At 68.7% G+C, this 25,813-nt stretch carries 21 protein-coding genes and 1 pseudogene; 8 read left to right on the plus strand and 14 right to left on the minus strand.

All coding sequences use genetic code 11. The annotated features are described in order from the left end of the window. The first annotated feature begins 40 nt into the window (after positions 1-40). Positions 41-441, plus strand: a pseudogene (locus OG406_RS38635) (MmyB family transcriptional regulator). A gap of 64 nt (positions 442-505) precedes the next feature. On the opposite strand, the gene OG406_RS38640 reads toward OG406_RS38635, so the two are convergent. The 3 genes from OG406_RS38640 to OG406_RS38650 form a co-directional block, all read right to left on the minus strand. Continuing rightward, positions 506-985, minus strand: coding sequence for a hypothetical protein (locus OG406_RS38640; RefSeq protein WP_329190490.1), 480 nt, complete (start codon positions 983-985; stop codon positions 506-508). A gap of 1,329 nt (positions 986-2,314) precedes the next feature. Next, complete coding sequence (locus tag OG406_RS38645) at positions 2,315-3,355, minus strand: LacI family DNA-binding transcriptional regulator (protein WP_329190492.1); 1,041 nt, start codon at positions 3,353-3,355, stop codon at positions 2,315-2,317. A 45-nt stretch (positions 3,356-3,400) separates the two neighbouring features. Further along, on the minus strand, positions 3,401-4,444 hold the full coding sequence (locus OG406_RS38650) for a LacI family DNA-binding transcriptional regulator (protein WP_329190494.1): 1,044 nt from the start codon (positions 4,442-4,444) through the stop codon (positions 3,401-3,403). Between the two features lie 232 nt (positions 4,445-4,676). Between OG406_RS38650 and OG406_RS38655 the strand changes: the two genes are divergently transcribed. From OG406_RS38655 to OG406_RS38670, 4 genes are all read left to right on the plus strand, one after another. Then, entirely contained in the window at positions 4,677-5,993 is a 1,317-nt protein-coding gene (locus tag OG406_RS38655) for an ABC transporter substrate-binding protein (protein WP_329190496.1), read from the plus strand. A 79-nt stretch (positions 5,994-6,072) separates the two neighbouring features. Further along, positions 6,073-6,957 (plus strand): carbohydrate ABC transporter permease, encoded by an 885-nt coding sequence (locus tag OG406_RS38660; protein WP_329190498.1) that lies wholly within the window; start codon positions 6,073-6,075, stop codon positions 6,955-6,957. A 125-nt stretch (positions 6,958-7,082) separates the two neighbouring features. Continuing rightward, positions 7,083-7,880 (plus strand): carbohydrate ABC transporter permease, encoded by a 798-nt coding sequence (locus OG406_RS38665; RefSeq protein WP_329190500.1) that lies wholly within the window; start codon positions 7,083-7,085, stop codon positions 7,878-7,880. A gap of 57 nt (positions 7,881-7,937) precedes the next feature. Continuing rightward, the gene (locus tag OG406_RS38670) at positions 7,938-10,526 is read left to right on the plus strand and encodes a family 78 glycoside hydrolase catalytic domain (RefSeq protein WP_329190502.1); all 2,589 of its coding nucleotides are present in this window, start codon (positions 7,938-7,940) and stop codon (positions 10,524-10,526) included. A 246-nt stretch (positions 10,527-10,772) separates the two neighbouring features. On the opposite strand, the gene OG406_RS38675 is transcribed toward OG406_RS38670, so the two are convergent. The 10 genes from OG406_RS38675 to OG406_RS38720 form a co-directional block, all read right to left on the minus strand. Then, positions 10,773-11,435 (minus strand): CoA transferase subunit B, encoded by a 663-nt coding sequence (locus tag OG406_RS38675; RefSeq protein WP_329190504.1) that lies wholly within the window; start codon positions 11,433-11,435, stop codon positions 10,773-10,775. Next, the gene (locus OG406_RS38680) at positions 11,432-12,187 is read right to left on the minus strand and encodes a CoA transferase subunit A (RefSeq protein ID WP_329190506.1); all 756 of its coding nucleotides are present in this window, start codon (positions 12,185-12,187) and stop codon (positions 11,432-11,434) included. The genes OG406_RS38675 and OG406_RS38680 overlap by 4 nt, the downstream gene beginning before the upstream one ends. 12 nt (positions 12,188-12,199) lie before the next feature. Beyond that, positions 12,200-12,964 carry an SDR family NAD(P)-dependent oxidoreductase gene (locus tag OG406_RS38685; protein ID WP_329190508.1) on the minus strand — a complete coding sequence of 255 codons (765 nt, stop codon included), beginning with the start codon at positions 12,962-12,964 and terminating at the stop codon, positions 12,200-12,202. Continuing rightward, positions 12,961-13,707, minus strand: coding sequence for an SDR family NAD(P)-dependent oxidoreductase (locus OG406_RS38690; protein WP_443067159.1), 747 nt, complete (start codon positions 13,705-13,707; stop codon positions 12,961-12,963). Before OG406_RS38690 ends, OG406_RS38685 begins: the two co-directional genes overlap by 4 nt. A 5-nt stretch (positions 13,708-13,712) precedes the next feature. After that, on the minus strand, positions 13,713-14,684 hold the full coding sequence (locus tag OG406_RS38695; RefSeq protein WP_329190512.1) for a fumarylacetoacetate hydrolase family protein: 972 nt from the start codon (positions 14,682-14,684) through the stop codon (positions 13,713-13,715). 91 nt (positions 14,685-14,775) lie between these two features. Further along, entirely contained in the window at positions 14,776-15,714 is a 939-nt protein-coding gene (locus tag OG406_RS38700; RefSeq protein WP_164374590.1) for a VOC family protein, read from the minus strand. 11 nt (positions 15,715-15,725) lie between these two features. Continuing rightward, a complete protein-coding gene (locus OG406_RS38705) occupies positions 15,726-16,721 on the minus strand; it encodes an amidohydrolase family protein (RefSeq protein ID WP_329190515.1) in 996 nt (331 codons plus the stop codon). Continuing rightward, positions 16,718-17,848 carry an FAD-dependent oxidoreductase gene (locus OG406_RS38710; RefSeq protein WP_164374588.1) on the minus strand — a complete coding sequence of 377 codons (1,131 nt, stop codon included), beginning with the start codon at positions 17,846-17,848 and terminating at the stop codon, positions 16,718-16,720. Before OG406_RS38710 ends, OG406_RS38705 begins: the two co-directional genes overlap by 4 nt. A gap of 23 nt (positions 17,849-17,871) precedes the next feature. After that, positions 17,872-18,834 carry a cyclase family protein gene (locus OG406_RS38715; RefSeq protein ID WP_266611445.1) on the minus strand — a complete coding sequence of 321 codons (963 nt, stop codon included), beginning with the start codon at positions 18,832-18,834 and terminating at the stop codon, positions 17,872-17,874. Continuing rightward, positions 18,831-19,832 carry a fumarylacetoacetate hydrolase family protein gene (locus OG406_RS38720; RefSeq protein WP_329190519.1) on the minus strand — a complete coding sequence of 334 codons (1,002 nt, stop codon included), beginning with the start codon at positions 19,830-19,832 and terminating at the stop codon, positions 18,831-18,833. Before OG406_RS38720 ends, OG406_RS38715 begins: the two co-directional genes overlap by 4 nt. 119 nt (positions 19,833-19,951) lie before the next feature. On the opposite strand from OG406_RS38720, the gene OG406_RS38725 reads away from it, so the two are divergent. The 3 genes from OG406_RS38725 to OG406_RS38735 all read left to right on the plus strand — a co-directional run bounded on the left by OG406_RS38725 (position 19,952) and on the right by OG406_RS38735 (position 25,190). After that, positions 19,952-20,869 (plus strand): LysR family transcriptional regulator, encoded by a 918-nt coding sequence (locus tag OG406_RS38725; protein WP_164374585.1) that lies wholly within the window; start codon positions 19,952-19,954, stop codon positions 20,867-20,869. 632 nt (positions 20,870-21,501) lie between these two features. Beyond that, on the plus strand, positions 21,502-23,841 hold the full coding sequence (locus tag OG406_RS38730; protein ID WP_329190522.1) for a beta-glucosidase H: 2,340 nt from the start codon (positions 21,502-21,504) through the stop codon (positions 23,839-23,841). Between the two features lie 89 nt (positions 23,842-23,930). Continuing rightward, on the plus strand, positions 23,931-25,190 hold the full coding sequence (locus OG406_RS38735) for an ABC transporter substrate-binding protein (RefSeq protein ID WP_329190524.1): 1,260 nt from the start codon (positions 23,931-23,933) through the stop codon (positions 25,188-25,190). A 130-nt stretch (positions 25,191-25,320) separates the two neighbouring features. On the opposite strand, the gene OG406_RS38740 is transcribed toward OG406_RS38735, so the two are convergent. Then, on the minus strand, positions 25,321-25,767 hold the full coding sequence (locus tag OG406_RS38740; RefSeq protein ID WP_329190525.1) for a MarR family winged helix-turn-helix transcriptional regulator: 447 nt from the start codon (positions 25,765-25,767) through the stop codon (positions 25,321-25,323). Positions 25,768-25,813 lie beyond the last annotated feature (46 nt).

Raw genomic sequence — 25,813 nt, forward strand, 5'->3', positions numbered from 1 at the left:
TGCCCCTCGGGTGCCTTGCTCGCTGCGGATGCGGCGGGTTATGAAGGGATGTGAGGATCAGGTTCCTGACGGGCGGCGCCGTCACCCCCTCCATCTCCGGAAGGGCCATTGGCAGCCGGCGGAAGCCGGGCGTGAGCCGCACGACCGGGCCCTGCGTGACCTCATCGGCGAGCTGTCGACCCTCAGCCGCGACTTTCGTACGCTGTGGGCCGCCACGACGTCCGTATCCGCCACGGCGGCATCAAACTCCTGCGCCCCCCCGAGATCGGCGACCTGGAGTTGACCTACCAGTTCCTGGACCTGCCCATGTCCCAGCGTGCGGTCCGCGACCCGACCCTCTACACCGCCGAACCGGGCAGCACCTCCGAAGACCGGCTCAGGCTCACAAGCCTGGCGGCGACCCAGTCCCAGACGCCAGAGCCCACCGGCCACATCGGCTGACCAACTGCCTCCGCACGCTCCGCGCGACGCGCGGTGCGAGAGCCCTGAGGCCGCACGGGATGCTTCACCGGGTAGGAACACCGCTCGATATCATCAGGTCTGATCGCGCTGCCTCGTGCAGCACGTTGAGCGCCTCCACGAGGGGAATGGGGCGGAGTTCGGCTATGCCGCTTGCGGGTTCCCGGGCTGCCCTCAGCAACTCCCACGTTCGCTGATTGACGGCGTGAGCGGCAGTGGCAGCCTTCTCATTGCTTAGCAGAACGAAGGTTTCAAAGAGGATCGATCGCCTGGTCTCACCCGCTTCCATCGCTTGCAACGCCTCGGAATCATTCAACCCTTGGTCGCGAGCCCGCCCGGCGTCCATGGCGGTTCGTTGGATCTCCTTGATGCACGTCACGCACGCGATGTAGGTGTCGAGCTTCCGCTCGTCCCATCGCGTAGTCATCTCCCTCCGGAACTTCGCCCGTTCGGCGGCTGCCGTCACGAGATAGGACGTCAAGGCGCCAATGAGAACGCCGATCAGGGTGAGGATCTGGGTGGCCATGCCGGACAACGTATCTGCGCGGGAGACTCAGCCCGCTCGGCTGCCCCACAAACCGGCAGGGACACCGCCGATCTGGTCGTCCCCGCACCCGGCGAGAACGTCGTCAACAACGTGGGCAGCGGCGCCCTCCGGCAACTGCACGGTGCCGCGAGTGGCCTCACCACCACGGGTACCGACGCCTTCAACCCCGCCGACTACGGGGTCAGCACAGGCCTCCGCCTCGGCGACGCCCTCCCAGACTGAGAGCGAACAGGCCTGGCCGCGATCCTGCAGTCGGGCGGTCCAGCGGCCGCCACTGCCGGCGGCCGACGCAATGGGGGCTCCGCGCGGAGCAGGATGACGCGCGGTCTGCGGTCAGCGTGGGACGGTGAACACAGGTGGGCCCTCCGCATCCCCCGAACGGCGGGCCATACCTGCCATCACCCACATCCGCCCCGCGTGCGCGCACCGAGGGCCTCAACCTCGGCCGCCGCGGTCCCGCAGGAAGTTTGCGCGCAATCGACGACTTTTGATCAACGTCGGCAACCTGAGCACTCCGCCTGCGTCGGCCTGCTGCTTCCGCCGCATACTGGGATCTCCCAGCCCGGCTCGACGGAGCGGAACTGTCGGGGCCGAGGAACCAGGCCGCTGGTTCTCAGAGAATCCAGTTCGGCCAGTCGTCGGCGCGGACGATGTCCGCCAGCCAGCCGAGCGCTTCGCGATGTAGATCTGGGATTCCTCGCCCGGCCGGACGCCTCGCTGCCACTTGCGGATCCGTGCCCCGTCGATGCCCGAGCGCAGACCGCGCCGCCGGGCCGCGGCCTGGATCTCGGATATGAGCTGGCCCATGGTCACCCAGTGGAGGCGGGGCGGTCTCTTCGACAGCTCCATCCAATCACCGAGCGCATACGGGCCGTCACTGTTGCGCGGGAGCGGGACCGCCACGGGACCCCCTCCAACCGGTCGACGCCATCGAACAGTTACGCCCATTCTCGTCTCGTCGCCCTCCAGGCGGCCCGACTTCGTCCAGATGGGAGGGGGGGTCGTCATGGCGTACGACCACTGATCACGCAGACCGGTTGAGTCGGGCGATGCCGAGTACGGCGTGGTGAACCTTCTGCGAACGGGCGCCCGGCCGTGTCTTGCACACTCGCCGCCGAAGCACTGCCCCGGAGGCCCTACTCCGACGCCGTGTTGGCGGGTGTGCTGATCTCCCAAAGGTCGTAGTGGTCATCGCGGGCGTCGGAGATGCACGGGTCAGGAGAACCACGGCGGGCATCTGTAGGAATTCGGTGTCGCGAACACGGTCGTCCTTGTCTGTGTGCACCGTGCACTGCCCCGCTGGCCTGCTCAGCCCGAAACTGCACCTGTCACTGCGGTTGGCCGCTGGCGTAGAGGGGCTGTTGATCTTCGGACAGCGAGCTCAGGCCGGAGAGTGATCTGCTGATGGTGATGATCGGCTGCAGCGCTCGCCGACGTCTTGGCGATCAGGAGCGAAGCTGCCGTTGATCCCATGAGGCGAGCGGGACGGCGTACGGAGGTGAGGGGGACGGCGGCAGCCGCAGCGTGATCGATGTCGTCGTATCCGATCAGAGAGATGTCGTCGGGGACGCGGACACCTGATTCGAAGAGCGCTTGGAGAACGCCGACGGCGAGGAGGTCGTTGGCGCACAAAATCGCGGTGGGACGCTCACGCAAGCCGAGTACGCGGGCCCCGGCGTCCCGTCCTGCGGTCACGGTCAGCTCGTCGCAGCCCAGCTCGGCGAGCATGGAGATGGGCATGCGGGCCTGGGCGAGGGCCTTGACGACGCCTTGGAATCGGGCCTGGACCTGGGGCAGATGGTTCGGACCGCCGACGAAGAGGATCGCCCGGTGACCAGCCTTGAGCAGGTGGGCCGCCGCGAGTTCGCCGCCAAGGATGTCGTCGATGGCCACCGAGCACTGGCTGCGCCCGGTCTTGCAGTCGTCGACCACGACGAAGGGGATGCCCCTGCCGTCGAGTGCGTTCAGGGAGCGCCCGGCGCTGTCTGCCGGCGTGATGAGAGCACCGCGGATCTGGTGCTCGCTCAGCATGGCGACGTAGCGAGCTTCCTCCTCCGGGTCGCCGGCACTGTTGCACACCATGACGCCGAGGCCGGCTCGGCGTGCCGCGGCCTCGGCGCCGTGCACGAGCGCGATGCAGAAGGGATTGGCGAGGTCGTGGACGAGGACCGCCAGAATGCGCGAGGGGCGACCGCGCAGCATCCGGGCGCTTTCGATACGTACGTATCCCAGGCGGTCGATGGCGTCCTGCACGCGCCGGCGTGTGGTGGGTGAAACGCGTTCGGGCTGGTTGAAGACGTTGGAGACGGTGCCCAAGGAGACGTTGGCTTCCCGGGCGACGTCGACCATGCCTACATGCCGTCGGGCCATGTCGTCCTCTCGTCTCGGCTGCGGTCAGGAACGGGTGCGTGGCGCTGACGTGCTTTCGCGGGTGATCAGCCGGGGGGTCATGGTGGCCTGGACGGCGCGGTCGCGTCGGCCTTCCACGCGTTCGATGAGCAGGCGGGCGGCTGTGGAGCCCATGTCGTGGCCTGCCTGGTCGACGCTGGTCAGCTGGACGGTGGCGAGGTCCGCCAAGGTGGTGTTGTTGTAGCCGACCAGGGACACGTCCTCTGGAACTCGCAGTCCCAGCTCGCGCGCGGCTCGCCAGACGCCCAGGGCGGCGACGTCGGCGCCGGCCATGATCGCCGTCGGACGCTCCGGGCCGGCGAGCAGGCTGATGCCTGCTTTGTATCCGCCGTCGTCGGAGTACGCAGTCTTGCTGATGCGGGCCTGGGCTGCGAGGCCGTGGGCCTCCATGGCCTCGGTGTAGCCGTTGGTCAGCTCGATCTCCGGTGTGTGGTGCCACTGGCTGGCACGCGTGCCGGGGGAGGAAACCAGGGCGATGTTGCGGTGTCCGAGCCCGACCAGGTGGTCGACGACGAGTCCTGCTCCTGCGGCGTCAGCGTCGGCGACCGAGTCGTGGGCATCGGAGGCGTCGTGATGGCCGATGACGACCGTGGGCGTGATCTGCGCGGTCTGCAGGACTTCGCTGCGCTTGGTGCCCGGTGCGATGAGGATGAGTCCGTCCATCTGGCGATCGACCATGGAGCGGATGGTCTTGCCCTGGGCGTCCGCGCCGAATCCGGCGGCGCCGATCATCACGGTGTACTCGCTGTTGTCGAGCTGTCCTTGGACCCCGTCGAGGATGTCGGCGAAGAAGCTGTTGCGGATGTTGTCCAGCAGCACACCGATCGTGTAGGTCCTGCCCCGCATGCCCCGTGCCGCCGCGTGGGGACGGTAGTTGAGGTCCGCCATCGCGGCGCGGACCTTCTCCTGCATGGCCGCGCTGACTCCGTAGGCGTTGCGCAGCACTTTGGAGACCGCCGCCGTCGAGACCCCGGCGTGCTGGGCGACGTCCGTGATGGTCACACGCTTCATCTGTTCCGACCCTGCCATCGCAACTCCTAGCTCGTTCATGGAACGGTCTACACGATAAGGCGCCTCGCCCGCTAGATGTGTTGGGCCTTTCCGCAATGTTACGGATGAATGTCTTGACGCTGGCTGCGACGACGTGCACTGTGGTGCGCACTTCGCCGTGGAGAACGTTATACAAAACGTTCTCGCCTCCTCGGCCGTCCGCAGGCCTTCGCCGTGCGTCCTCCGCTTCAACGATGACTGGGAGCATGCTGTGAACACCGACTCCACCACCGCCAGAAAGGTCCGCTTGGCGGGCCTGACCGCGAGCGCGGCCGCCATGGCGCTGTTCGCCACCGCTTGCGGCGGAACGGGAGGGGGCTCAGCCTCGGCTCCCAAGGACTTCAGTTACCTGACCAACACCGAGAACACGACGGTCAGGACGGCCCTGACCACTCTGTCCAAGGGGCAGTGCGCCGACGCGAACAAGGCGCTCCCGCTGAAGGTGGAGACGGTTCCGCAGACGAGCCTGGACCAGAAGCTGCAGCTCCTGGCCGGCCAGGGTGCCCTTCCGGTCCAGTTCGCCGCGGGCAACGCTCCCGCGCTGACCGACCAGCTCTACCAGTCCGGCAAGATCGCGGACATCGAGGCGGAACTGAAGAAGCTCGGCGTCCTGGACCAGATCCAGCCCGCTGCCATCTCCACCATCAAGGCCCTGTACGACGGCAAGGTCGAGGTGCTGCCGTACGAGTACAACATCGAGGGCATCTTCTACAACAAGAAGATCTTCACCGCGAACGGGCTCGAGGAGCCCACCACGTGGGACGAGCTCACCAAGGCGTCCGCCAAGCTGAAGGCCAAGGGCATCCAGCCGTTCTCCGCCTCCGGACAGCAGGGCTGGCCCCTGACCCGCCTCATCAGCGGCTACCTCTACCGCAGCCTCGGTCCCGACGCCCTGAAGGACGTCAAGGACGGCAAGGCCAAGCTCACCGACCCGCAGTACGTGAAGGCCGCCCAGCAGATCGCCGACCTCGGCAAGAAGGGCTACTTCGGCAAGGGCGTCGGCTCGATCGACTACGACACCGCCTTCAACCAGTTCCTCACCGGCAAGGCCGCCATGTTCTACATGGGCAGCTGGGCGCTGACCAACATCGCCGACCCCAAGCAGAACAAGATCGGCGCCGACAACGTCGGCTTCATGCCCTTCCCCGCCGTGGCGGGCGGCAAGGGCTCCATCGACCAGTACCCCTCCAACGTCGGCCTGGCCATGACCCTCGGCAAGAAGTCCTTCGACTCCAAGGTCGGCGACTGGGTCAGCTGCATCGCCAAGAACTACGGCAGCACCGCCCTGAAGGACCAGGGCTCGATCTCCGGCTTCAAGGCCAACACCCCGGTCAAGGACGCCAACGAGGTCACCGCCAAGGTCCGCACCACCATCGGCGAGTCCAAGCAGAACGTCCTGTGGTTCGAGGCGCTGTTCAGCACCAAGGCCACCACCGTCAGCCAGACCAATGCGGCCAGCCTCATCAACGGCAGCATGAGCGCCCAGCAGTTCATGCAGACCGTCCAGGACGCGCTGTCCAGCAAGTGACGCCCGAGCGCGGACGGTTCAGCCTCCCGCACCCCCTGAACCGTCCCGCCCGTCACCCCCAACGAAGTGGACTTCACCCATGCACCGCGTACTCGGTGACCGCCGGGCCGTTCTCATCCTGATCGGGCCTGCTCTCCTCGTCTACTCCCTGATCATGCTCGTCCCGATGGTGTGGTCACTGGGATACAGCTTCACCCAGGGCAACCCGATCGACGGGTTCAGCGGCAGCGGCCTGGACAACTTCCACCGCCTGTTCACCGACCCGGACGTCCGCCACGCCCTGTGGTTCACCGCCAAGTACGCGGTCACCGTCACCGTCGGCCAGGTCGTCGCCGGCTACCTCCTCGCCCTGCTCTACGTCTTCTTCCTCAAACGTGCCTCCGCACTGGTCCGCACCCTGGTCTTCTTCCCCGTCGTACTGCCCACCGTCGCCGTCGGTCTGCTCTTCAAGAACTTCTTCCAGGTCGCACCCCAGGCCGGCCCGGTCAACTCCCTGCTCAACAGCATCGGAATCGACTCCATCGACTGGTTCGGCAGCTCCGGCCACGCCTTCTGGGTACTGATCATCATGGACATCTGGCGGTCCTTGGGCTTCTACGCCGTGCTGCTCTTCGCCGGCCTCGTCGACATCCCGGAGGAAGTACTCGAGTCCGCACGGCTCGACGGTGCATCGGGGCTGCGGCTCGTGCGCCACATCGTCCTGCCGATGTCCTTCCCCGTCCTCATGTCGTCCCTGATCTTCAGCGTCAACGGCACCCTGAAGGCCTTCGACTCCATCGTCGCCCTCACCAACGGCGGCCCCGGCAACAGCACCTCACCCCTGACGCTGTACATGTTCCAGACATCGTTCACCTACGGCGACTACGGCTACGGAAGCACCATCGCCCTGCTGCTGACCGTGGTCTGCCTGATGGTGACCCTGGTCGTCTTCCGCGTCTCGCGGCGCGACCTCACGAAGGACTGAGCCCCATGGCCCTCGAAACGCCCCACAAGATCCAGGCGGCCACGGGCAACGGTGGCCCGACGGACTCATCCCCAACGCCATCACGCCGGCGACCGCGCCGGCAGCGAGGACGCCTGTGGGTCAAGGTGGTCGTCGCCCTGCTGCTGATCGCCGAGATCTATCCGCTCGTCTGGATGTTCCTGACGTCCCTGAAATCCAACAGCGACTACCTCAACAACTCCACATGGAGCCTGCCCACCCACTGGGAGTGGGGCAACTACAGCGAAGCCTGGACCACCGGCCACATCGGCCTGTACATCCAGAACAGCCTCCTGGCCGTACTGCCGGCCCTCGCCCTGATGCTCCTGCTGGGGACCGCCGCGGGCTTCGCCCTGCAGATCATGGTCTGGAAGGGCCGCAGCCTGACCCTGCTGATCTTCCTCGCCGGGATGATGGTGCCCGCGCAGATGATCCTCCTGCCACTGTTCACCATCTACTTCCGGACCGGCCTGTCCGGCACCCTGTGGCCGCTGATCCTCACCTACACCGGCACCGGCCTACCGCTCACCGTCTTCATGATGGCGACCTACTACAAGACCGTTCCCCAGGAACTGTTCGAGGCCGCGACCATCGACGGCGCCGGCATTCTGCGCGCCTTTTGGACCATCAGCATCCCCATGGTCCGCAACGCCATCCTCACCGTCGGCCTGGTCCAGTTCTTCTTCATCTGGAACGACCTCCTCATCGCGCTGACCTTCACCAACAGCCAAGACCTGCGCACCATCCAGGTCGGCCTCCTCAACTTCACCGGCGACTTCGGCGCCACCCAGTACGGGCCGCTGTTCGCGGCCATCTGCCTCAACGTCTTCGGCACCCTCCTGATCTACCTCTTCCTCAACCAGAAGGTGATGAAGGGCCTCACGTCAGGTGCCGTCAAGGGCTGACAACCGTCCCGGGCCGGCCGGTTGCCCCACGCCCACCTCATGGAAGGTTCCCCCACCGTGTCGCTTCACCCTGCCCCCGTCACCTTCGAGCACCTGCGTGACGGCCTCGGAATCGGTGTCCCCGAGCCCCGGATCTCCTGGCAACTGCCCGCCGGCAGTGAACGCCAGAGCGCCTACGAACTCGAACTCGACCGCGGCGGCACCGTTCACCGAACCGGACGCATCCACGGCACCCGACAGAACCTGGTCCCCTGGCCCGGCACCCCGCTGGCATCCCGCGAACACGTCACCGTACGGGTACGCATCTGGGCGACAGAGGACGACCCTTCGCCCTGGTCACCGCCCGCGACCGTCGAAGCAGGCCTGCTCGACGCCGCCGACTGGCAGGCCCGGCCCATCGGGGCCGCCTGGGAAGAAGACCCCGACAGCGACCGCCGCCCCGCACAGGTGCGCCGGGACTTCGCCGTCACCAAGCCCGTCGCCCGCGCCCGCCTCTACATCACCGCGCACGGCCTCTACGAAGCCGAGATCAACGGCAGACGAGTCGGCGACGACGCCCTCTCACCGGGCTGGACCGTCTACGGACAGCGACTGCGGTTCTACACCTACGACGTCACCGGCCACCTCGCCGACGGCGCCAACACGATCGGCGCCTACCTCGCCGACGGCTGGTACCGCGGCCGCATCGGTTTCGACGGCGGCACCCGCAACATCTACGGCACGGATCAGTCCCTCATGGCCCAGCTCGAAATCACCCACCCCGACGGCACCAGCACGGTCATCCCGACCGACACCCGCTGGCAGGCAGCACCCGGGCCCCTCCTCACGGCCGGCCTCTACGAAGGGGAAACCTTCGACGCCCGCCTGCACGACCCCGCCTGGTCGACTCCGCAGCACCGCAACCACGGCTGGGGCGCCGTCGCCGTCCACTCGCGTGACCCGCACACCCTCGTCGCCCCACAGGCACCCCCGGTCCGCTGCACCGAGGACGTAGCACCCCTGTCCGTCACCTCCCGCGGTGAGGGCCGCTACCTCCTGGACTTCGGGCAGAACCTGGTCGGCCGCCTCACCATCACCGCCGACGGCCCCGAGGGAACGACGATCACCCTGCGGCACGCCGAGGTCCTCCAGGACGGCGAACTCGCCACACGCCCGCTGCGCGGCGCCACCTCCACAGACGTCCTCATACTCGACGGAAGCGGCCCCCTCACCTGGGAGCCCCGATTCACCATCCACGGCTTCCGCTACGCCGAAATCAGCGGCTGGCACGGCGAGTTCACCGACCAGAACGCCACCGCCCGCGTCTACCACACGGACATGCAGCGCACCGGCTGGTTCGCCTGCAGCAACGACATGATCAACCGGCTGCACGAGAACGTCGTGTGGAGCATGCGCGGCAACTTCGTCGACATCCCCACCGACTGCCCCCAGCGCGACGAACGCCTCGGCTGGACCGGAGACATCCAGGTCTTCGCCCCCACGGCGAGCTTCCTCTACGACGTCACCGGCATGCTCGACTCCTGGCTCACCGACGTAGGCGCCGAGCAGTTGCCCGACGGCACCGTCCCCTGGTACGTCCCCGTCATCCCCGGCGGCCCCCAGTGGACCCCCATCCAGCCCGGCGCGGCCTGGGGAGATGTCGTCACCCTCACCCCGTGGGTGCTCTATCAGCGCTCTGGAGACCGGGAACTGCTGCGCCGCCACTTCTCGATGGGCCGCTCCTGGGTGGACCTGCTGGAGCGACAGGCCGGCGAGAACCGCATCTGGGAGACCGGAGACCAACTGGGGGACTGGCTCGACCCCATCGCCCCACCGGATGATCCCGGCGCCTCGCGCACCGACCGCTACCTCGTCGCCACCGCCTACTTCGCCCACTCCGCCCGGCACCTGTCCTACGCCGCAGCGGAACTCGGCGACCAGGACGCAGCCGATGCCTACGGCCGCCTGGCCGACGAGGTCGCCGCGGCGTTCCGCAGCCGCTACGTCGACGCCACGGGGCTCATGACCAGCGACAGTCCCACCGCCTATTGCGTCGCCCTCATGTTCGGCCTGCTCGCCCACGACAAGCAGCGCACCTTCGCCGGCAACCGGCTCGCCGAGCTCGTCCTCGCCGACGACGCCCGGATCGCCACCGGCTTCGTCGGCACTCCGCTCATCTGCGACGCCCTGACCGACACCGGACACCTCGACGTCGCCTACCAGCTCCTGATGCAGACCGAATGCCCCTCCTGGCTCTACACGGTGTCCATGGGGGCGACCACGATCTGGGAACGCTGGGACAGCCTGCGCCCCGACGGCACTCTCAACCCCGGTGGCATGACCTCGTTCAACCACTACGCGCTGGGCGCTGTAGCCGACTGGCTGCACCGCGTCGTCGGCGGCCTCGCCCCCGCACGGCCCGGCTACCGGACCCTCACCTTCACACCGCGTCCCGGAGGAGGGATCACCTGGGCGAACGCCCGTCACTGGACCCCGTACGGGGAAGCCGCGATCTCGTGGCGACTGACCGGGGATGTCCTCACGGCCGACGTCACCGTCCCGGAGGGATGCCAGGGGCTCGTGCACCTTCCGGACAGTCCCGCGATCACCGTGGGACCGGGGCATCACCGCCTGCACAACGGCCGCACCGCTCACCAGGCCGCCTGACCCGAACTTCCCCTGCGCCCTGTCTGTCCGCCCCGCGGGCGCAGGGGAATGCGGCGGTGTCGGGCCGACCTGACCCGGGCCCGGCACCGCCGTCCAACGACGTCAGCCAGCGAGCGTGTGTACCGGTGGACTTGGGGACATCGAAACGGCAGCGCCCCAAGACCACGGCGCCGCTCTTGCCCGTGAGCGAGTGCAAGCTCGCCGGTGTCGGCACCCGGCGAGCGAACAAGGTAGGGCAGTTGCCGCTCAGCAGATCGACGAAGCAGCGTTCAGCAGCAGGCGGGCCTTGGTCCGCTGGTGAATCTCCTCGACGGTGACGCCGGGAGCTGTCTCCACGAGCGCCAGTCCGTCGGGGGTGATGTCGAGCACGCCGAGGTTGGTGATGATCCGGTCGACGCAGGCCTGGCCGGTCAGGGGCAGCGTGCACTGCTCAAGGATTTTCGGGCTGCCGTCCTTGGCCGTGTGCTCCATCAAGACGATGACCCGGCGTGCACCGTGGACGAGGTCCATGGCTCCGCCCATTCCCTTCACCATCTTCCCGGGGATCATCCAGTTGGCGAGGTCTCCGGCCGCGGACACCTGCATGGCTCCCAGGACGGCGGCGTCGATGTGCCCGCCGCGGATCATGCCGAAGGACAGGGCGGAGTTGAAGAAGCTTGCCCCGGGCAGGACGGTGACGGTCTCTTTGCCCGCGTTGATCAAATCGGGGTCGACGTCCGCGGTCGCCGGATACGGGCCGGTCCCCAGAATGCCGTTCTCCGAGTGGAGAACGACACGCACGTCGGGGGAGAGGTAGTTGGGGATCAGGGTGGGCAGCCCGATGCCCAGGTTCACGTAGGTACCGTCCGTGAGTTCCAGGGCCGCTCGGGCGGCCATCTGTTCACGGGTCCAGCCTGCGGAGGGGCTCATGCGCTTACGGTCCTCTTCTCGATGGCCTTGGCTGTTGCCTGCTCGGCGGTCAGGGCGACGACGCGCTGGACGAAGATGCCCGGCAGGTGCACGTCGCCGGGGGCAAGGTCGCCCGGCTCGCAGAGCTCTTCGACCTCGGCGATCGTGGTGCGTCCGGCCATCGCGGCCAGGGGGTTGAAGTTCGCGGCGGCCTTGCGGAAGACGAGGTTTCCGTGCCGGTCGCCGCGCCATGCCCTCACCAGGGCGAAGTCGGTGGTGATGCCGTGCTCCAGCACGCAGCGCCGGCCGTTGAAGTCCCTGGTCTCCTTGGCGGGAGAGGCCAACTGCACCGAGCCGTCTTCGCCATACCGCCACGGGAGGCCGCCGGAGGCGACCTGGGTTCCGACGCCGGCCGGGGTGAAAAAGGCGGGGATCCCGCTGCCGCCGGCGCGCAGGCGTTCAGCGAGCGTGCCCTGCGGGACGAGCTCGACCTCCAGCTCGCCCGCGAGGTACTGGCGTGCGAACTCCTTGTTCTCTCCGACGTAGCTGCCCGTGACCCGGCTGATCCGTCCGGCCTCGAGCAGGATGCCCAGTCCGTGTCCGTCCGTGCCGCAGTTGTTGGACACCACCCGCAGGTCCGCTGATCCGCGGTGCAGCAGCGCGCGGATCAGGGTGTCGGGGATGCCGTTGAGTCCGAATCCGCCGACGGCCAGGGAGGCGCCGTCGCCGATGTCGGCCACCGCCGCCGTGGCGGAGTCGCTGACCTTGTCCATGCAGATGACCTTTCAGCCGGGCCGGGCGGCTGACCAGCCGCCGTCCACGACGAGATGGGCGCCGGTGATGTAGGAGGCTTCGTCCGAGGAGAGGAACAAGGCGGCCTGCGCGACGTCGTCGGGGCTGCCCGCCCGCCCCAACGGGATGGAGTACTCCTCCACCGCAGGCGGGGAGTTGGGAGTGCCGGTGGGGGCAGATGCGTCGTCGATGACGCCGGGGCTGATGCAGTTGACACGGATACCGAACGCCGCGCCCTCGGCCGCGAGCTGCCCTGACAGGGCGACGATCCCGCCGGCCGCTGCTGCGTGAGCGCCCATCCCACGGGTGGCGGAGCCGGTGAGGGCTGTGGCGGAGCCGACGGTGACGATGCTTGCCCTGCCCAGCGTCATGTGCGGCCAGACTGCGCGGGCGCACAGCCACACGGCGTCCAACTGGTTCCTGACGGTGAGGACGTAGTCCTCGTAGGACTGGAACTCGATGTCACCGGGCCGGCTCGATTCCGCCCCGGCGTAGAGGACGTCGATCGCCCCGAAGGCGGCGACCGCCTCGGTGACCCAGGTGTGCACACTGGCTTGGTCGGTCACGTCGAGCTTGCACGGGTTCAGGGCGATGCCGCCGTCGCGGGCGATGAGCCGTTGGGTCTCCGCCGCCTGGGCCTCGTCCAGGTCGCCGCCGACGACGAGGGCCCCTTCGGCGGCGAACCTCAGGGCTGCGGCGCGGCCCGGGCCGTGCCCCGTTCCGGTGACCAGCGCGACCCGTCCCTCCAGCCGCTTCATCGGGGGCCCGCCTGCCGGACGGCATCCGAGATGGACTTGACGCCCCCGTGGGCGGTGAGGCCTCCGTCGACGGGGATCTCGGCACCCGTGATGAAGGAGGTTTCGTCCGAGAGCAGGAACGCCACCAGGGAGGCGACCTCGCCGGCGGTGCCGGTGCGTCCGAGCGGTGTCTCCCGGACGTTGGCCTCCTTGAACTCGGGCAGGGCGGATGCGGTCATCTCGGTCTCGATGTGGCCGGGGTGGACGGTGTTGACGCGGATCCCGCGCGGTCCGAGCTCCAGTGCGGCGGTCCGGGACAAGCCCCGCAGGGCCCATTTGCTGGAGGTGTAGGCGACCGGGTAGTGGGCCGTCAGGGCGGCGGAGGAGCCGACGTTGACGATGGAGGCACCGGGCTGCATCAGCGGAGCCAGGTGCTGCATCGCCAGGAGGGGGCCGGTGACGTTGACGCGGTGGACTCGGTCGAAGTCCTCTACCTGGACGTCACCCAGCCGGGCCCGCCAGGTGATGCCGGCGTTGTTGACCAAGCCGTGGACCTGACCGTGCTGCGTGCGCAGCTCGTGGGCCAGCTGGGCCCAGACGTCGTTGTCCGTAACGTCCAGGCGGCGAACGCCCTCAGCCTCGGTGACGTCGGTGGCAATGACGTGCGCGCCCTCAGCGGCCAGCACCGCAGCCTCTTCGGCGCCCTGTCCGCGTGCAGCGCCGGTCACGACGATGACTTTGCCCGGCAGCCGCTTGGACTGCACGGCGGTCACGGCCTTGCCCGGGAACGGCGGCGGCCGGCCGGAAGGGGCACCGGGTCGGTTCCCGGCACAACGGTGTTCACCAGGACACCGATGCCTTCGACGGTGAGGGCGACGGTGTCGCCGGGCTTGAGCGGCGGGGGAGTCTGCTCGCCGCGTACGCCCCACAGTTCGGCCAGGCAGCCTCCGTTGCCGCACGTACCTGATCCGAGGACGTCGCCGGGCATGACGCGCGTGCCGCGTGACGCGTAGGCGACCATCTCCTCGAAGGTCCAGCTCATGTTGGACAGCAGGTCACGGCCGATGACTTCGCCGTTGACCTCGGCGGTCAGCGCGAGACGCAGGAAGCCGTCGCTGTCGCGGTAGGGCTCGAGTTCGTCGGCGGTGACCAGGCACGGGCCGAGGCTGTTGGCCGTGTCCTTGCCCTTGCAGGGGCCGAGGCCGACGGTCATCTCCGCGGACTGCAGGTCGCGGGCCGACCAGTCGTTGAGGATCGTGTAGCCGAGGATGTGGTCGCGGGCCTGATCGGGGGAGAGGTCGCTGCCCTCGCGGCCGATCACGGCGGCGACCTCCAGCTCGTAGTCCAGATCGGTCGATCCGGGTGGCATCGGCACGGGGTCCTCGGTGCCAAGGACGCAGTGCGGATTGCTGAAGTAGAACGTCGGGGCCGCGAACCACTGCTCCGGGATCCCGCTGCCGCCGCTGACCGACCGGCGTACCCCCTCGACGTGCTCTTCGAAAGTGACGAAGTCCCGCAGCGAGGCGGGCTGGAGCGGAGGCCGCAGCCGTACCTGCGACACGTGGGGGCCGGCAGGCCCGGCGAGCGCCGCGTGCCCCAAGGCAAGCAGAGCGGCCTGGCTGATGCCGGCAGCGATGACCTCGGTCAGGGTATGGCCGGCCGGCAGCGGATACAGGAGCCCGTCGGGGCTGGCGACGGCAGCGCGGGTGCAGCCGTCACGTTCGAAGGCGACGAAGCGCATGGGCAGCTCTTTTCATGCGGAGGTTCCGGGGACGCGGGGGTTCCGGTCAGGGCATGGACAGGGCCTGCCACGCCCCCGGGGTCTTGGCGGGTCAGACCGGCGGGGCGATGAAGCAGCCGCGGTCGACGTCGTTGAACGACTCCTTGGCGACGAGCTCGTTCATGGGGTTCGCGGTGCCCCACTGGTCGGCGACGTCAGGCTCGGAGAAGTCGTAGACGTGCGGGTGCCAGGTGTCCTCGTCCAGACATTCGAGCTCGGTCGTGTACTCGACCGTGTTGCCGTGAGGGTCGAGGAAGTAGGTGAACGTGTTGTCGCCCGCCGTGTGCCGGCCCGGTCCCCAGATCTTCTTGAATCCGGCGCGCAGGACACGGCCGGAACCGCGCATGTACTCGTCGATACCGCGCATCTCGAAGGAGATGTGGTGCAAGGCGGTGTGCGGGCCCTGCGCGATCGCCATGGAGTGGTGCTGGTTGCTGATGCGCATGAAGTGCATGACTTCGCCCATGTGCGGCGAGGACAGCGTGTCCGACAGGCGGAAGCCGAGATGGCGCTCGTACCACGCGCGGGTCCTGTTCAGGTCGGGAGAGTTCAGGACCACGTGCGACAGCTTGACCGGGATGGACTCCTTCTCCTCGATCTTGCGATGCCGGCGAGCCTCGACGTCTGCGGTGACCTCGATGGTGCGGCCGTCCACGTCAAAGAAGCGGAAGCCGTAGCCGGCGCCGGGTGTGGTGACCGTTCCGGGCCGGGAGAGCAGCTGGACGCCGGACTGGAGGAGCTGCTCGGCGAGTGTGTCCACGTCGGCGGGGTGTGCGGCGCCGTAGGAGATGAGGTCCAGGCGCTTCTCCTGCGCCTTGCGCAGTCGGACCACGTACTGCTCGGGGGAGCCTTCGGCGGCGAGGAAGGAGATCCCGGAGTCCTCGGCGACCTTGGTCAGGCCCCAGACGCCGCTGTAGAAGTCGAGTTGCTTGTCGTAGTCGGGCACGGCGAGGTCGACGTGCCGCAGGTGCGTGAGCAGGCGAGCGTTCATGAGGATCCTCCTCAGGACAGGCGGAGCAGGGAAGAGGCGGTGCCGCCGCGGACCGCGTCGAAGTCGGCGGTGTTCAGTCGGGCGGCTCTCAGGGCCTGGACGGGGTCGCCGGCGCCCATGTCGAAGGGGAAGTCGGAGCCCAGCAGCACGCGGTCGGCTCCGGCGACGCGGACCAGTTCCCGCAGAACGTGGGGGTCGTGGACGAGCGAGTCGAAGTAGAGCCGCTTGAGGTAGCTGCTGGGCAGGTGGGCGCAGCCTGCCCCGGCGTCGGACCGGGTGGACCAGGCGTGGTCGGCGCGCCCGATGTGGGTGGGCAGGTAGCCGCCGCCGTGCGCGGCGATGATGCGCAGGCCCGGGTGACGGTCGAGGACGCCGGAGAAGATGAGGTGCGAGAGGGCGACGGCGTTCTCGGTGGGCTGGCCGACGCTGTTGGACAGGTACCACTGGTCGAGGCGTTCATCGAGGGTGCAGCCGAAGGGGTGCAGGAACAGGACCGCCCCCGTCTCCTCCGCGCGGGCCCACAACGGCTCGTAGGCCGGGTCGGAGAGTTCACGGCCGGGGGCGTGGCTGGATATCTCCACGCCCCGCAGCCCGGCTGCAAGGGCGTGTTCCAGGGCCTTCACCGCGAGGTCGGGGTGTTGCAGAGGCACCAGGCCCAGGCCCCGCAGGCGCGTGGGTGAGGCGGCGCAGTGCGCGGCGACCGCCTCGTTGCTGAGCCGGTACACCTTCTCCGCCACGTCCTCGTCTGCCCAGTAGTGGTAGTGCGAGGGGGAGGGGCTGACCAGCTGAACGTCGACGTTCTGGACGTCCATCGCCTGCAGGCGGGCCTGGACGTCGGTGAGCAGACGGATGCGCTCGCCGATCATCGCCCCGCTCACCGCGAGTGCCTGTGGCCCGTTGCGGCGCGCATCCAGTGCCTTCGCTTCGGCGAGACCGGGCTGTCCGGCCACGAGCTGCTCGACTTCCGGCAGCAGAACGTGGGCGTGCACATCGACCGTGCGGGTCACGGGAGCTCCTTGAGCTGGGACATCGTGCGGACCATCAGGCCGGGTACGTCGGCATCGCGGACGCCGTCGAGCTGCCACTGGCCGAGCTGCACGGACGCTTCGACGACGGCCCGCACCCGCGGGATACGGCGTTCGTAGAAGCCGTTCAGCAGCTCCTCGTCCCAGGTGTCCCGGGTGGTGAGCAGTTCGGCGAGTACGGCGGCGTCCTCCAGGGACATCGCGGCTCCCTGGGCGAGTGTGGGTGGGCAGCAGTGCGCGGCGTCGCCGATCAGTACGACGCGGCCCCGGTGCCAGGCCCCCTCGACGAGCATCCGGTCGAACCAGGTGTAGTTGACCTGGGCGGGGTCGTTGATGTGCTCGGTGATCGCGGGCCATGCGCCGCCGTAGACGGAGGCCAGCCGCCGCATCTCCTGGGCGTAGGACTCGGCGGGGATGGCCGCGCGGTCGCGGTTGGCTTCCACGACGTACGCGTAGAGGGTGTCCTCGCCGGTCGGGCAGTATCCGGCGATGTAGGCCGGGCCGCCGTAGGCGAGGTCGGTGCGCGTGACGTCGGCGGGCCGTGGTGCGGCGATCCGCCAGATCGCCATGCCGGTCGGCTCGGGCTTGTCGGTGATACCGATGGCGGCGCGGGTTGCCGAGCCCATCCCGTCGGCGGCGATGACCAGGTCGTAGCGGGCCTCGGTGCCGTCGCTGAACCGGACGTCGACGCCGTCGGCGTCCTGGCCGTCGATGTGAGCGGTGGTTCCGAGCCGGACGGTGGCGCCGCCGGCCCTGACCGCGTCGATGAGGATCTGCTGCAGGTGCGGGCGCTGCATACCGACCGTGGCGGGCAGGTCGTCGCCGCCGGTGCGGATGTCGTCCTGGACGTGCAGGACCGTGCCGTCGGGGGCGGTGATACCGACGGAGCCGAAACCGAATCCGGAGGCGCTGACCTGCTCCCACACGCCCAGATCGCGCAGCACCCGAAGGGCGTTGCCCTGGAGGGTGATGCCGGATCCTGCGGTCGCGTTCCAGTCCTCGCGGGCTTCGACCAGGTCGACCGCCACGCCGGCGCGGCGCAGCAGGATCGTCACGGCGTTGCCTGCTGCGCCGCCTCCGATCACAAGGACAGTGCGAGGTGTGGGCATGAGGAACTCCTTTGTCCCGGTGGTTACTTGACGGCGATGGGGTTGACCGGGGAGCCGACGGCCCCGGTGATGGGCAGCGGCGGGGCGGCGAGCCAGAACTCGTGCACGCCGTCCTCGGCGCAGTCCCGGGCCAGTTCCTCCAGGTCCCACATCTCGCCGATGAGGAGCCCCATGTTGGGGATGACCACCTGGTGCAGCGGCTGGAAGGCGTCGTCGAACTCGTTCGGCCGTACTTCGAAGCCCCACGTGTCCGTCGCGATGGCGGCGATCTCGCTGCGGTGCAGCCAGCCGGCCGTCGTGAACGACAGGCCCGGTGCCGGACCGCCGGCGTACTCGCCCCACCCGCCGCGCCGCACCCGGGCCAGCTGGCCGGTGCGCACGAGCACGATGTCGCCCCGCTCGACCGTGACGCCGTGGTCGGCGGCAGTGGCCTGCAGGTGTTCCTCGGTGATGGCGAAGCCGTCCGGGAGTTCCCCGTCGGTGCCCACCACGCGGCCGACGTCCAGGAGCACACCGCGGCCGGCGATCTGGGAGGCCATGTGCTCGATGCCGGTGACGAGGTCACCGTCCGAGGTCACCGTCAGTTCGGCCGGGCGGCCGTTCCAGGCCTTGCCGTGGTCGAAGATGTGCCCGAGGCCGTCCCACTGGGTCGAGCACTGCAGAGGCATCGCCACCACGTCGTCGGCGCCGCCGATGCCGTGCGGCAGCCCCTGCGTGCCCAGGGCGGCGTCCGCGCCGGTGTCCAGCATGGTGTGCACGGGATTGGTGCGCCGCCGCCAGCCCCGCTGCGGGCCGTCCATGTTGAACTGCTGCGCGAGGGAGAAGCTGACGCCGCGGCGCACCAGCGCCGCGCCCTGACGACGCTTGCCCTCGTCGAGGAAGTTCAGCGTGCCCAGGCGGTCGTCATCGCCCCAACGCCCCCAGTTGGAGAACGTCTTGGCGGCTTCGGCTATCGCGGCCTCGGGGTTGCGGCGATCGTGCGTCACGGCGTCACCTCCGCCACACATCGCGTGCGCTGGGCACCGAGGCCGGTGATGGAGGCGTCCATCACGTCGCCGTCCCGCAGCAGCCGCCCCCAGTGCATCCCGTTGCCGGCCGGACTTCCGGTGAGCACCAAGTCACCGGGCAGCAGCCGCACGTTCTGCGACGCGTAGGAGACCAGCCGCGCGACGGAGAAGATCATGTCCTTGGTCGACTCGTCCTGCATGGTCTCGCCGTTCAGCTTCAGCGTGACCTGCAGGTCGGAGGTGTCCGCGAGGGACTGGGCGGGCACGATCCAGGGCCCCACCGGGGTGAAGCCCGGTGCGTTCTTGCTGCGCAGCCAGTCGGTCCCGATCTGCGGCATGTCCCGGCGGAACACGGTCGCGCGGTCGGTGAGGTCGTTGGCGATCGTGTAGCCGGCCACGTGGTCCAGCGCCGACTCGACCGTGACCTGGTAGGCGGGGCGGCCGATGACGGCGGCCAGCTCCAGCTCCCAGTCGGGCTTCTTCGCCCAGGCGGGCAGGACGACGTCGTCGAAGGGCCCGGTGACGGAACTGGGCAGACCGATGAACACGTAGGGCAGGTCGTCCGCCGCCCGCTGGTCCATGATCCTCGCCGCTTCTGCGCGGGCCTCCTCCTCGGACAGCCCGTCCGAGCCGTCGCGGTGGGCCACGTGCAGGTCGATCACGTGCTGGCGGTAGTTGGCACCCGACTGCAGCACCTGCCGCGGAGTGACCGGAGCGTGCACGCGGAAGTCGGCCACCTGCGGCTCTCCGGCGACTGGGCGGCCGGCCAGCTCGAAGAGCCGGGGCGACACGCCTGGCCAGTCCTCCAGCACCTCGAGCATCGCCAGCTCTGGGGCGTCGAGAACGTCGCGCAGATCCAGCACGGATCCGTCGCGGCGCACCAGCGCCGGGAACGCGTCGTGCTCTGCGGTCGAAAGTGTCGCCAGAGCGAAGGGGCCGGAGAAGGGCGCGGACGCGGCTTCGGGTTTCACTGACATGTCCTCCTGATTGCGATGTGACTAATCTGGACCCCCCACCGGCAATCAGGGAAATAGATTGTGTGGATACGGAACATCCACACCGTAAATAGCTTGACGGACGCCCCAAGGAATGGACCGTGAACCTCTCCAGCCTCGACCTGAACCTCGTTGTCGCCCTCAGAGCCCTGCTGGAAGAACGCAACGTCACGCAGGCGGGCAGACGCGTCGGCCTCTCCCAGCCCGCCATGAGCGCGGCTCTGGCCCGGCTGCGCCGGCACTTCGACGACGACCTGCTCGCCCGCTCCGGCGGGCACTACGAACTGACCGCCCTCGGCCAGGTACTGCTCGACCGCACCTCGACCGCCTGCGACCTCCTGGAGCGCCTCTTCAGCAGCCAGGCCGACTTCGATCCGGCCACCGAGAGCCGCACCTTCACCCTGGTGGCCTCGGACTACGCGGTCGCCGTCTTCGGCGCCGCATTGGCACGCCTCGTCCATGCCGAGGCCCCCCACGTCAGGCTCCGCTTCACGCAGACCCCGACGACCGTCGTGGAGGACCTCGGCGTCCTGCTCACCCGCACCGACGGCTTGTTCATGCCGCACGGAGTGGTCGGGGAGATGCCCCGCACCGATCTCTTCCGCGACGAGTGGGTCTTCCTGGTCGCCGACAGCAACTCCGAGGTCGCCGACCACCTCACCCGGGACCATCTCACGACCCTGCCCTGGGTCACCTACCAGCGGACCTACGACGCTCCCGCTGTACGCCAGTTGGGCATGCTGGGCATCGAACCGCGCGTGGAGGTGTCGGTCGACAGCTTCTCCCTGCTGCCCTTCATGGTCGCCGGGACGAACCGCATCGCCCTGATCCAGCAACGGCTGGCCGACCTCATGCGCGATCTGGCCCCTGTCCGTGTCATGCCGGCGCCGTACGAGACCGTCCCCCTCCAAGAAGCGCTGTGGTGGCACCCCGTCCACACGCACGACTCGACGCACATCTGGCTCCGCGAAACAGCCCTGCGCGTCGCCGCCGACCTGAATACCGCACCGCGCACCTGACGACGCCGGCGCGCACAGAAGGACACCAACTCCCTTCTCAGGAAACCCGAACGCATCTACGGAATTCCGCTCCAAAGGAGCCTCGAACGCCCTGCATCAGCACCATGAATGTCCGTCATCAACGCACCGAATACGTCCGCCGGACGCCTCAAAAATGAAAACTTTCAACACGGATCGAAGACGTTACGCCTGGTCAAACCCCTCGTCAGAACTGATGAGGATCAACGGGTTGACCGGGAATGCAACCCCCCATATTTTCCCGTTCGTTAACTGAGGCGTTCCGGGAGCAGGCGCCCGCCGTCGCTGAGGGAATTGTCGCGGGACGCGGCAGATTCCCCGGCCGGCTGCGGGCAGTGAACGGCTCGGTTTCCACGAGTCGCTGCTGACTGGCAGCAGACACACGCCTGCCAACCACGGCGGATCCCCCTGCTCTGCGCCACTCGCAGCACTGCGCGCAACCCAGGGACCGCCGGACGGCAGCTACTCACCTTCGGAGAGCCGCTGTGAACAGACGAACGTTCCTATCTGCTGCCACACTGACGGCCATCACGGTGGGCCTTTCACCGGCGCTCACCGGCCGTGCACTTGCTGCCGGGTCGCCCAAAGACCGGGCGGACACCCTCCTCGCCACGATGACGGCGGCCCAGAAGGAATCACTGATCCGCTGCGACTTCGCCGCCCTCACCTCGCTGGGAATCCCCGCCCTGACCATGGCCGACGCCTCCGCCGGCCTGCGCGGCGAACAGGGCGTCACCGCCTTCCCCGTGCCCCTCGCCCAGGCAGCCACCTTCGACGCGGACCTCCTGCACGACATCGGCTCCGCCATCGGAGCCGAAGGCCGCGCCAAGGGCTACAACAACCTGCTGGGGCCGACGGTGGACATCACCCGGACCTGGCACTTCGGCCGACAGGCCGAAGGAATGGGCGAGGACCCCCACCTGGCCGGGCAGCTCGGCAGCGCGGTCACCCTAGGCATGCAGAGCCAGAACGTCATCCCCACCGTCAAGCACTTCGCCGGCTACACCCAGGAGACGAACCGCTTCTCCACCGACACGAAAATCGCCGACCGAGCCCTCCGCGAGATCCACACCGGCCCTTTCCGCCGCATCGTGCAGACGTCGCCGACCGCGTCGGTCATGATGGCCTATCCGAAGATCAACGGAACGTTCGCGAGTCAGAGTCCCGCCCTGTTCTCCCTCCTCAAGAACGACCTGGGTCTCCAGGGCTTCACCGTTCCCGACTTCTGGGCCGGAGACGACCAAGTCGCCGCCGCCAAGGCCGGCATGGACCTGGCCGGTCTCGGCCCGGGCGGCGTGAAGCTCACTCCCGGACAGCTCACCAACGGCTCGGTGAGCACCGACCGCCTCAACGACGCCGCCCGGCGCATCCTCATCTCCATGTTCGCCGGCGGCCTCTTCGACCACCCCCTGCCCACGCCCGCGGCCAACGTCAGCTCCAAGGCCCACCAGGACCTGGCCCACACGGCGGCCGCCGGCGCCACCGTCCTGCTGACCAACCGCAACAAGGCCCTCCCGCTGGCCGCATCGCTCGGGAAGATCGCCGTCATTGGCCCCGCAGACACGGACACCTTCACCGGCATCTCCGGGTCCAGCTACGTCGACCCCGGCACCTGGACCACCCCCCTGCAGGCCCTGCGCAACCGGGCAGGCAGCACCACCGTCGTCGCCGCCCAGGGCACCAAGGGCGACGTCCCCCTCACCACCGTCCCCGCCACCGCCCTGCGCACCGCGAAGGGCGCCGCCGGCCTCGACGTGGCCTACTACGCCGGCGCCGAGCCGACCGGCACCCCCATCGCGACCCAGACCGTGCAGAACGTCGACTTCACCCAGGCCCCGCTGGCCGGCCTCCCGGCCGTCTGGTCGGCGAAGTGGAGCGGCACCATCACCTCCTCCAGCACGGGACTGCACCGTTTCTCACTGCTCCCGTCCGGAACGGCCCGGCTCACGATCGGCTCCAAGACCGTCGTCGAGGGCACCCGCCACAGCCGCCGCTTCTTCCTCGGTCCCTACGACTATCCCCTGCACGGCACCGCCGACCTGACCGCCGGTCAGGCCAGCAGGATCGACGTCACCTACACCAACTCCACCGCCGACACCGGCACCTGCGGCCTCACCCTGGGATGGCAGCCCGACTCGCTCATCCCCGCGGCCGTGACGACCGCCCGCAGCGCCGACGCAGCCGTCGTCTTCGTCAACCGCATCGCCGGCGAGGACATGGACCATGGCCGGCTCGATCTGCCCGGCGACCAGAACCAGCTGATCAGCCAGGTCGCAGCGGTCAACCCGCGCACCATCGTCGTCCTCAACACCGACGGCCCCGTGGCGATGCCCTGGGCCGGCGACGTGGCCGCAGTGCTTCAGGCCTGGTACGGCGGCCGCGGCATCGGCACCGCGCTCGCAGCCATCCTGTTCGGCGACACCGACCCCTCCGGACGACTCCCCGTCACCTTCCCGCAGGACGCCACCCAGGGACCCGGCACCAGCGCCGCGACCTACCCCGGCGTGAACGGCACCGTCAGCTACGACGAGGGCACCGCCGTCGGCTACCGCTACTACGACACCAAGGGCCAGACACCGCGCTTCCCCTTCGGACACGGCCTGTCCTACACCAGCTTCGCCCACGGCTCCCCGGAAGCCTCCTACGACAAGACCACTCAGCGCGTCACCCTCTCCGTCACCATCACCAACAACGGAACCCGCACCGGAACCGACGTCGTACAGATCTACGCCACCCTGCCCAGCGCCGCGGCAGCCGAGCCCCGCCGCCTGGTCGCTTTCCGCAAGGTCTCCCTCGCCGCCAAGGCCTCCACCCGCGTCGAACTCTCCATACCCGCGACCGAACTGTCCGTGTGGAAGTCCAACGCCTGGACCCTGGTGCCCGGCAGCTACACCCTGGCCACCGCCCACTCCTCCCGCGACATCACCACCCAGCGCACCATCACCGTTTCCTGACCCGCAGGCCCGGGCCCCGCCGCCCGCGAGGCCCGGGCCTGCCTCACCGGGCCGTCCCTCCGCGATTCCCACCGCCAGGAGCACAACCCGTGCCGCTCATCAGACGCTTGACCACGAGTGCCGCCGCGCTCGCTCTCCTGACCGCGACCGGCTGCCTCTCCAGCGGCCACAGCGGCACCAATCTGGTCATCATGGCCAACGTCACCGACCGGGTCGCGATGAGCACCGTCGTCACGGCGTTTCGCGAGAGCCATCCAAACATCCGGGTGAAAGTCAGCTACGCCGACACCGGTGCCCTCCAGAAGCAACTGCCACGGCAACTGAAGGCCGGCAAGGGGCCCGACGTCTTCACCGTGTGGCCCGGCAGCGGCAATCCCGCCTCGGCCGCGACCCTGGCCGACAGCAACCTTCTGCAGGACCTCACGCTCCACCGGTACGCCTGGGATCTGCCCGAAGACGTCATGTCGGTCGCCGGATCCGGCGGCCACATCGACATCGTCCCGGCCAGCTACAGCGCGATCGGAGCGATCTACTCGACCGGCGCGCTCAAGAGCATCGGGGGACACCCGCCGACGACGTTCACGCAGGTCCTCGACCTGTGCGACAGGGCCCAGAAACACGGCAAGGTTCTGTTCGCGCTGGGCAACAAGACGCCGTGGGTCACCCAGCTCGTCTCCTACTCCCTCGCAGCCGGAACGGTGTATGCGACGCAGCCGGACTTCGCCTCCGACATGGCGCTGCACCACACCAGCTTCGCGCAGTCACCCTGGCGCGAAGCACTCCAGAAGTACCTGCAGATGAACGAGCGCGGGTGCTTCAGCCATGACCCTCTGGCAACCACCTACGAACAGAGCCTGGACCAGGTCGCCTCCGGAAAGGCCGTCGGCGTCGTCCAGGTGGCGAGCGCCCTCGCCGAACTCAGATCGGCCGCTCCCGGGATCTCTTTGGCCATGCACGCCCTGCCCGCGAGCGATGATCCGGCGCAGACCCGGATGCCCGCCGCGGTATCGGCGGCCTACGGCCTCAACGTGCACCCCGCTCACGAGAAGGAAGCGAAAGCCTTCGTCGACTTCCTCGCCTCGGCACGGGGCCAGAATCTCTACAACAGCAAGGGCGCCACCCTTCCGGCGATACCCAACGCGACGTTCAAGGCGGATCCAGCGGTGGCGGAGGTGGCCCGCCGCCAGAAGGACGGGACCACCGTCCCCTTCATGGACCAGACGTGGCCCAACTCCACCGTCCAGCAGGTCCACTTCCAGCAGATACACAACCTCTTCGCCGGCACCGCCTCGGTACCCAGCGCGCTCAAGGCCATGGACCGGGCGTTCACCGACAGCACCCTGAACTGACGGAGGCGGGCTGGGGTCGGCTCCCCTCGCCAGGGGAACCGACCCCAGCCCGCTGCGTAAACGGGCCTCGACTGCAGGGGTTCGTTCTTCCGCCCGGAAAGGGGGAGGCGGCGGGATCCTGCCGCGCGGGCTATGCGTCGCCGGCCGTCTCCTCGCCCAGAAGGGCGATCCGGCGCAGACTGTCGAGAGTCACCGCGCGCTGCTCCTCGGGCAGCATCTGCAGGATCTGTGCGTTGATCGCCTCGGCGGGCGGGATCAGCGCCGCGAGCAGATCGCTTCCCGTCGCCGTCAGCTCCAGCAGCGTCCGGCGGCGATCGGCTGTGTCGCGCAGCTGGCTGACGTGCCCCTGGTCTGTCAGGCGGCGCACCATCTGATTGACCGTGGAACGGTCCAACGAGGTCAGGCGCGCCAGAGTGCGCTGGTCGACGCCGGGCTGCCGGCTCAGGGCGTTCAGCACGGCGAACTGCTGCGAGGTGATATCGCGTGAGACATGCTGGGACCACAGGGCGGTGTGCACTTGTTCGGCACGCCGGATCAGGTGCCCGATGTAGTGGTGAACATCCAGTGCGCGTGCCACGGTCTCCGTCTTCCTGTGCCGACGTGGTGCCGCCCTGCAGCGGTCA

Source organism: Streptomyces sp. NBC_01428 (assembly GCF_036231965.1).
Classification (GTDB): Bacteria; Actinomycetota; Actinomycetes; order Streptomycetales; family Streptomycetaceae; genus Streptomyces.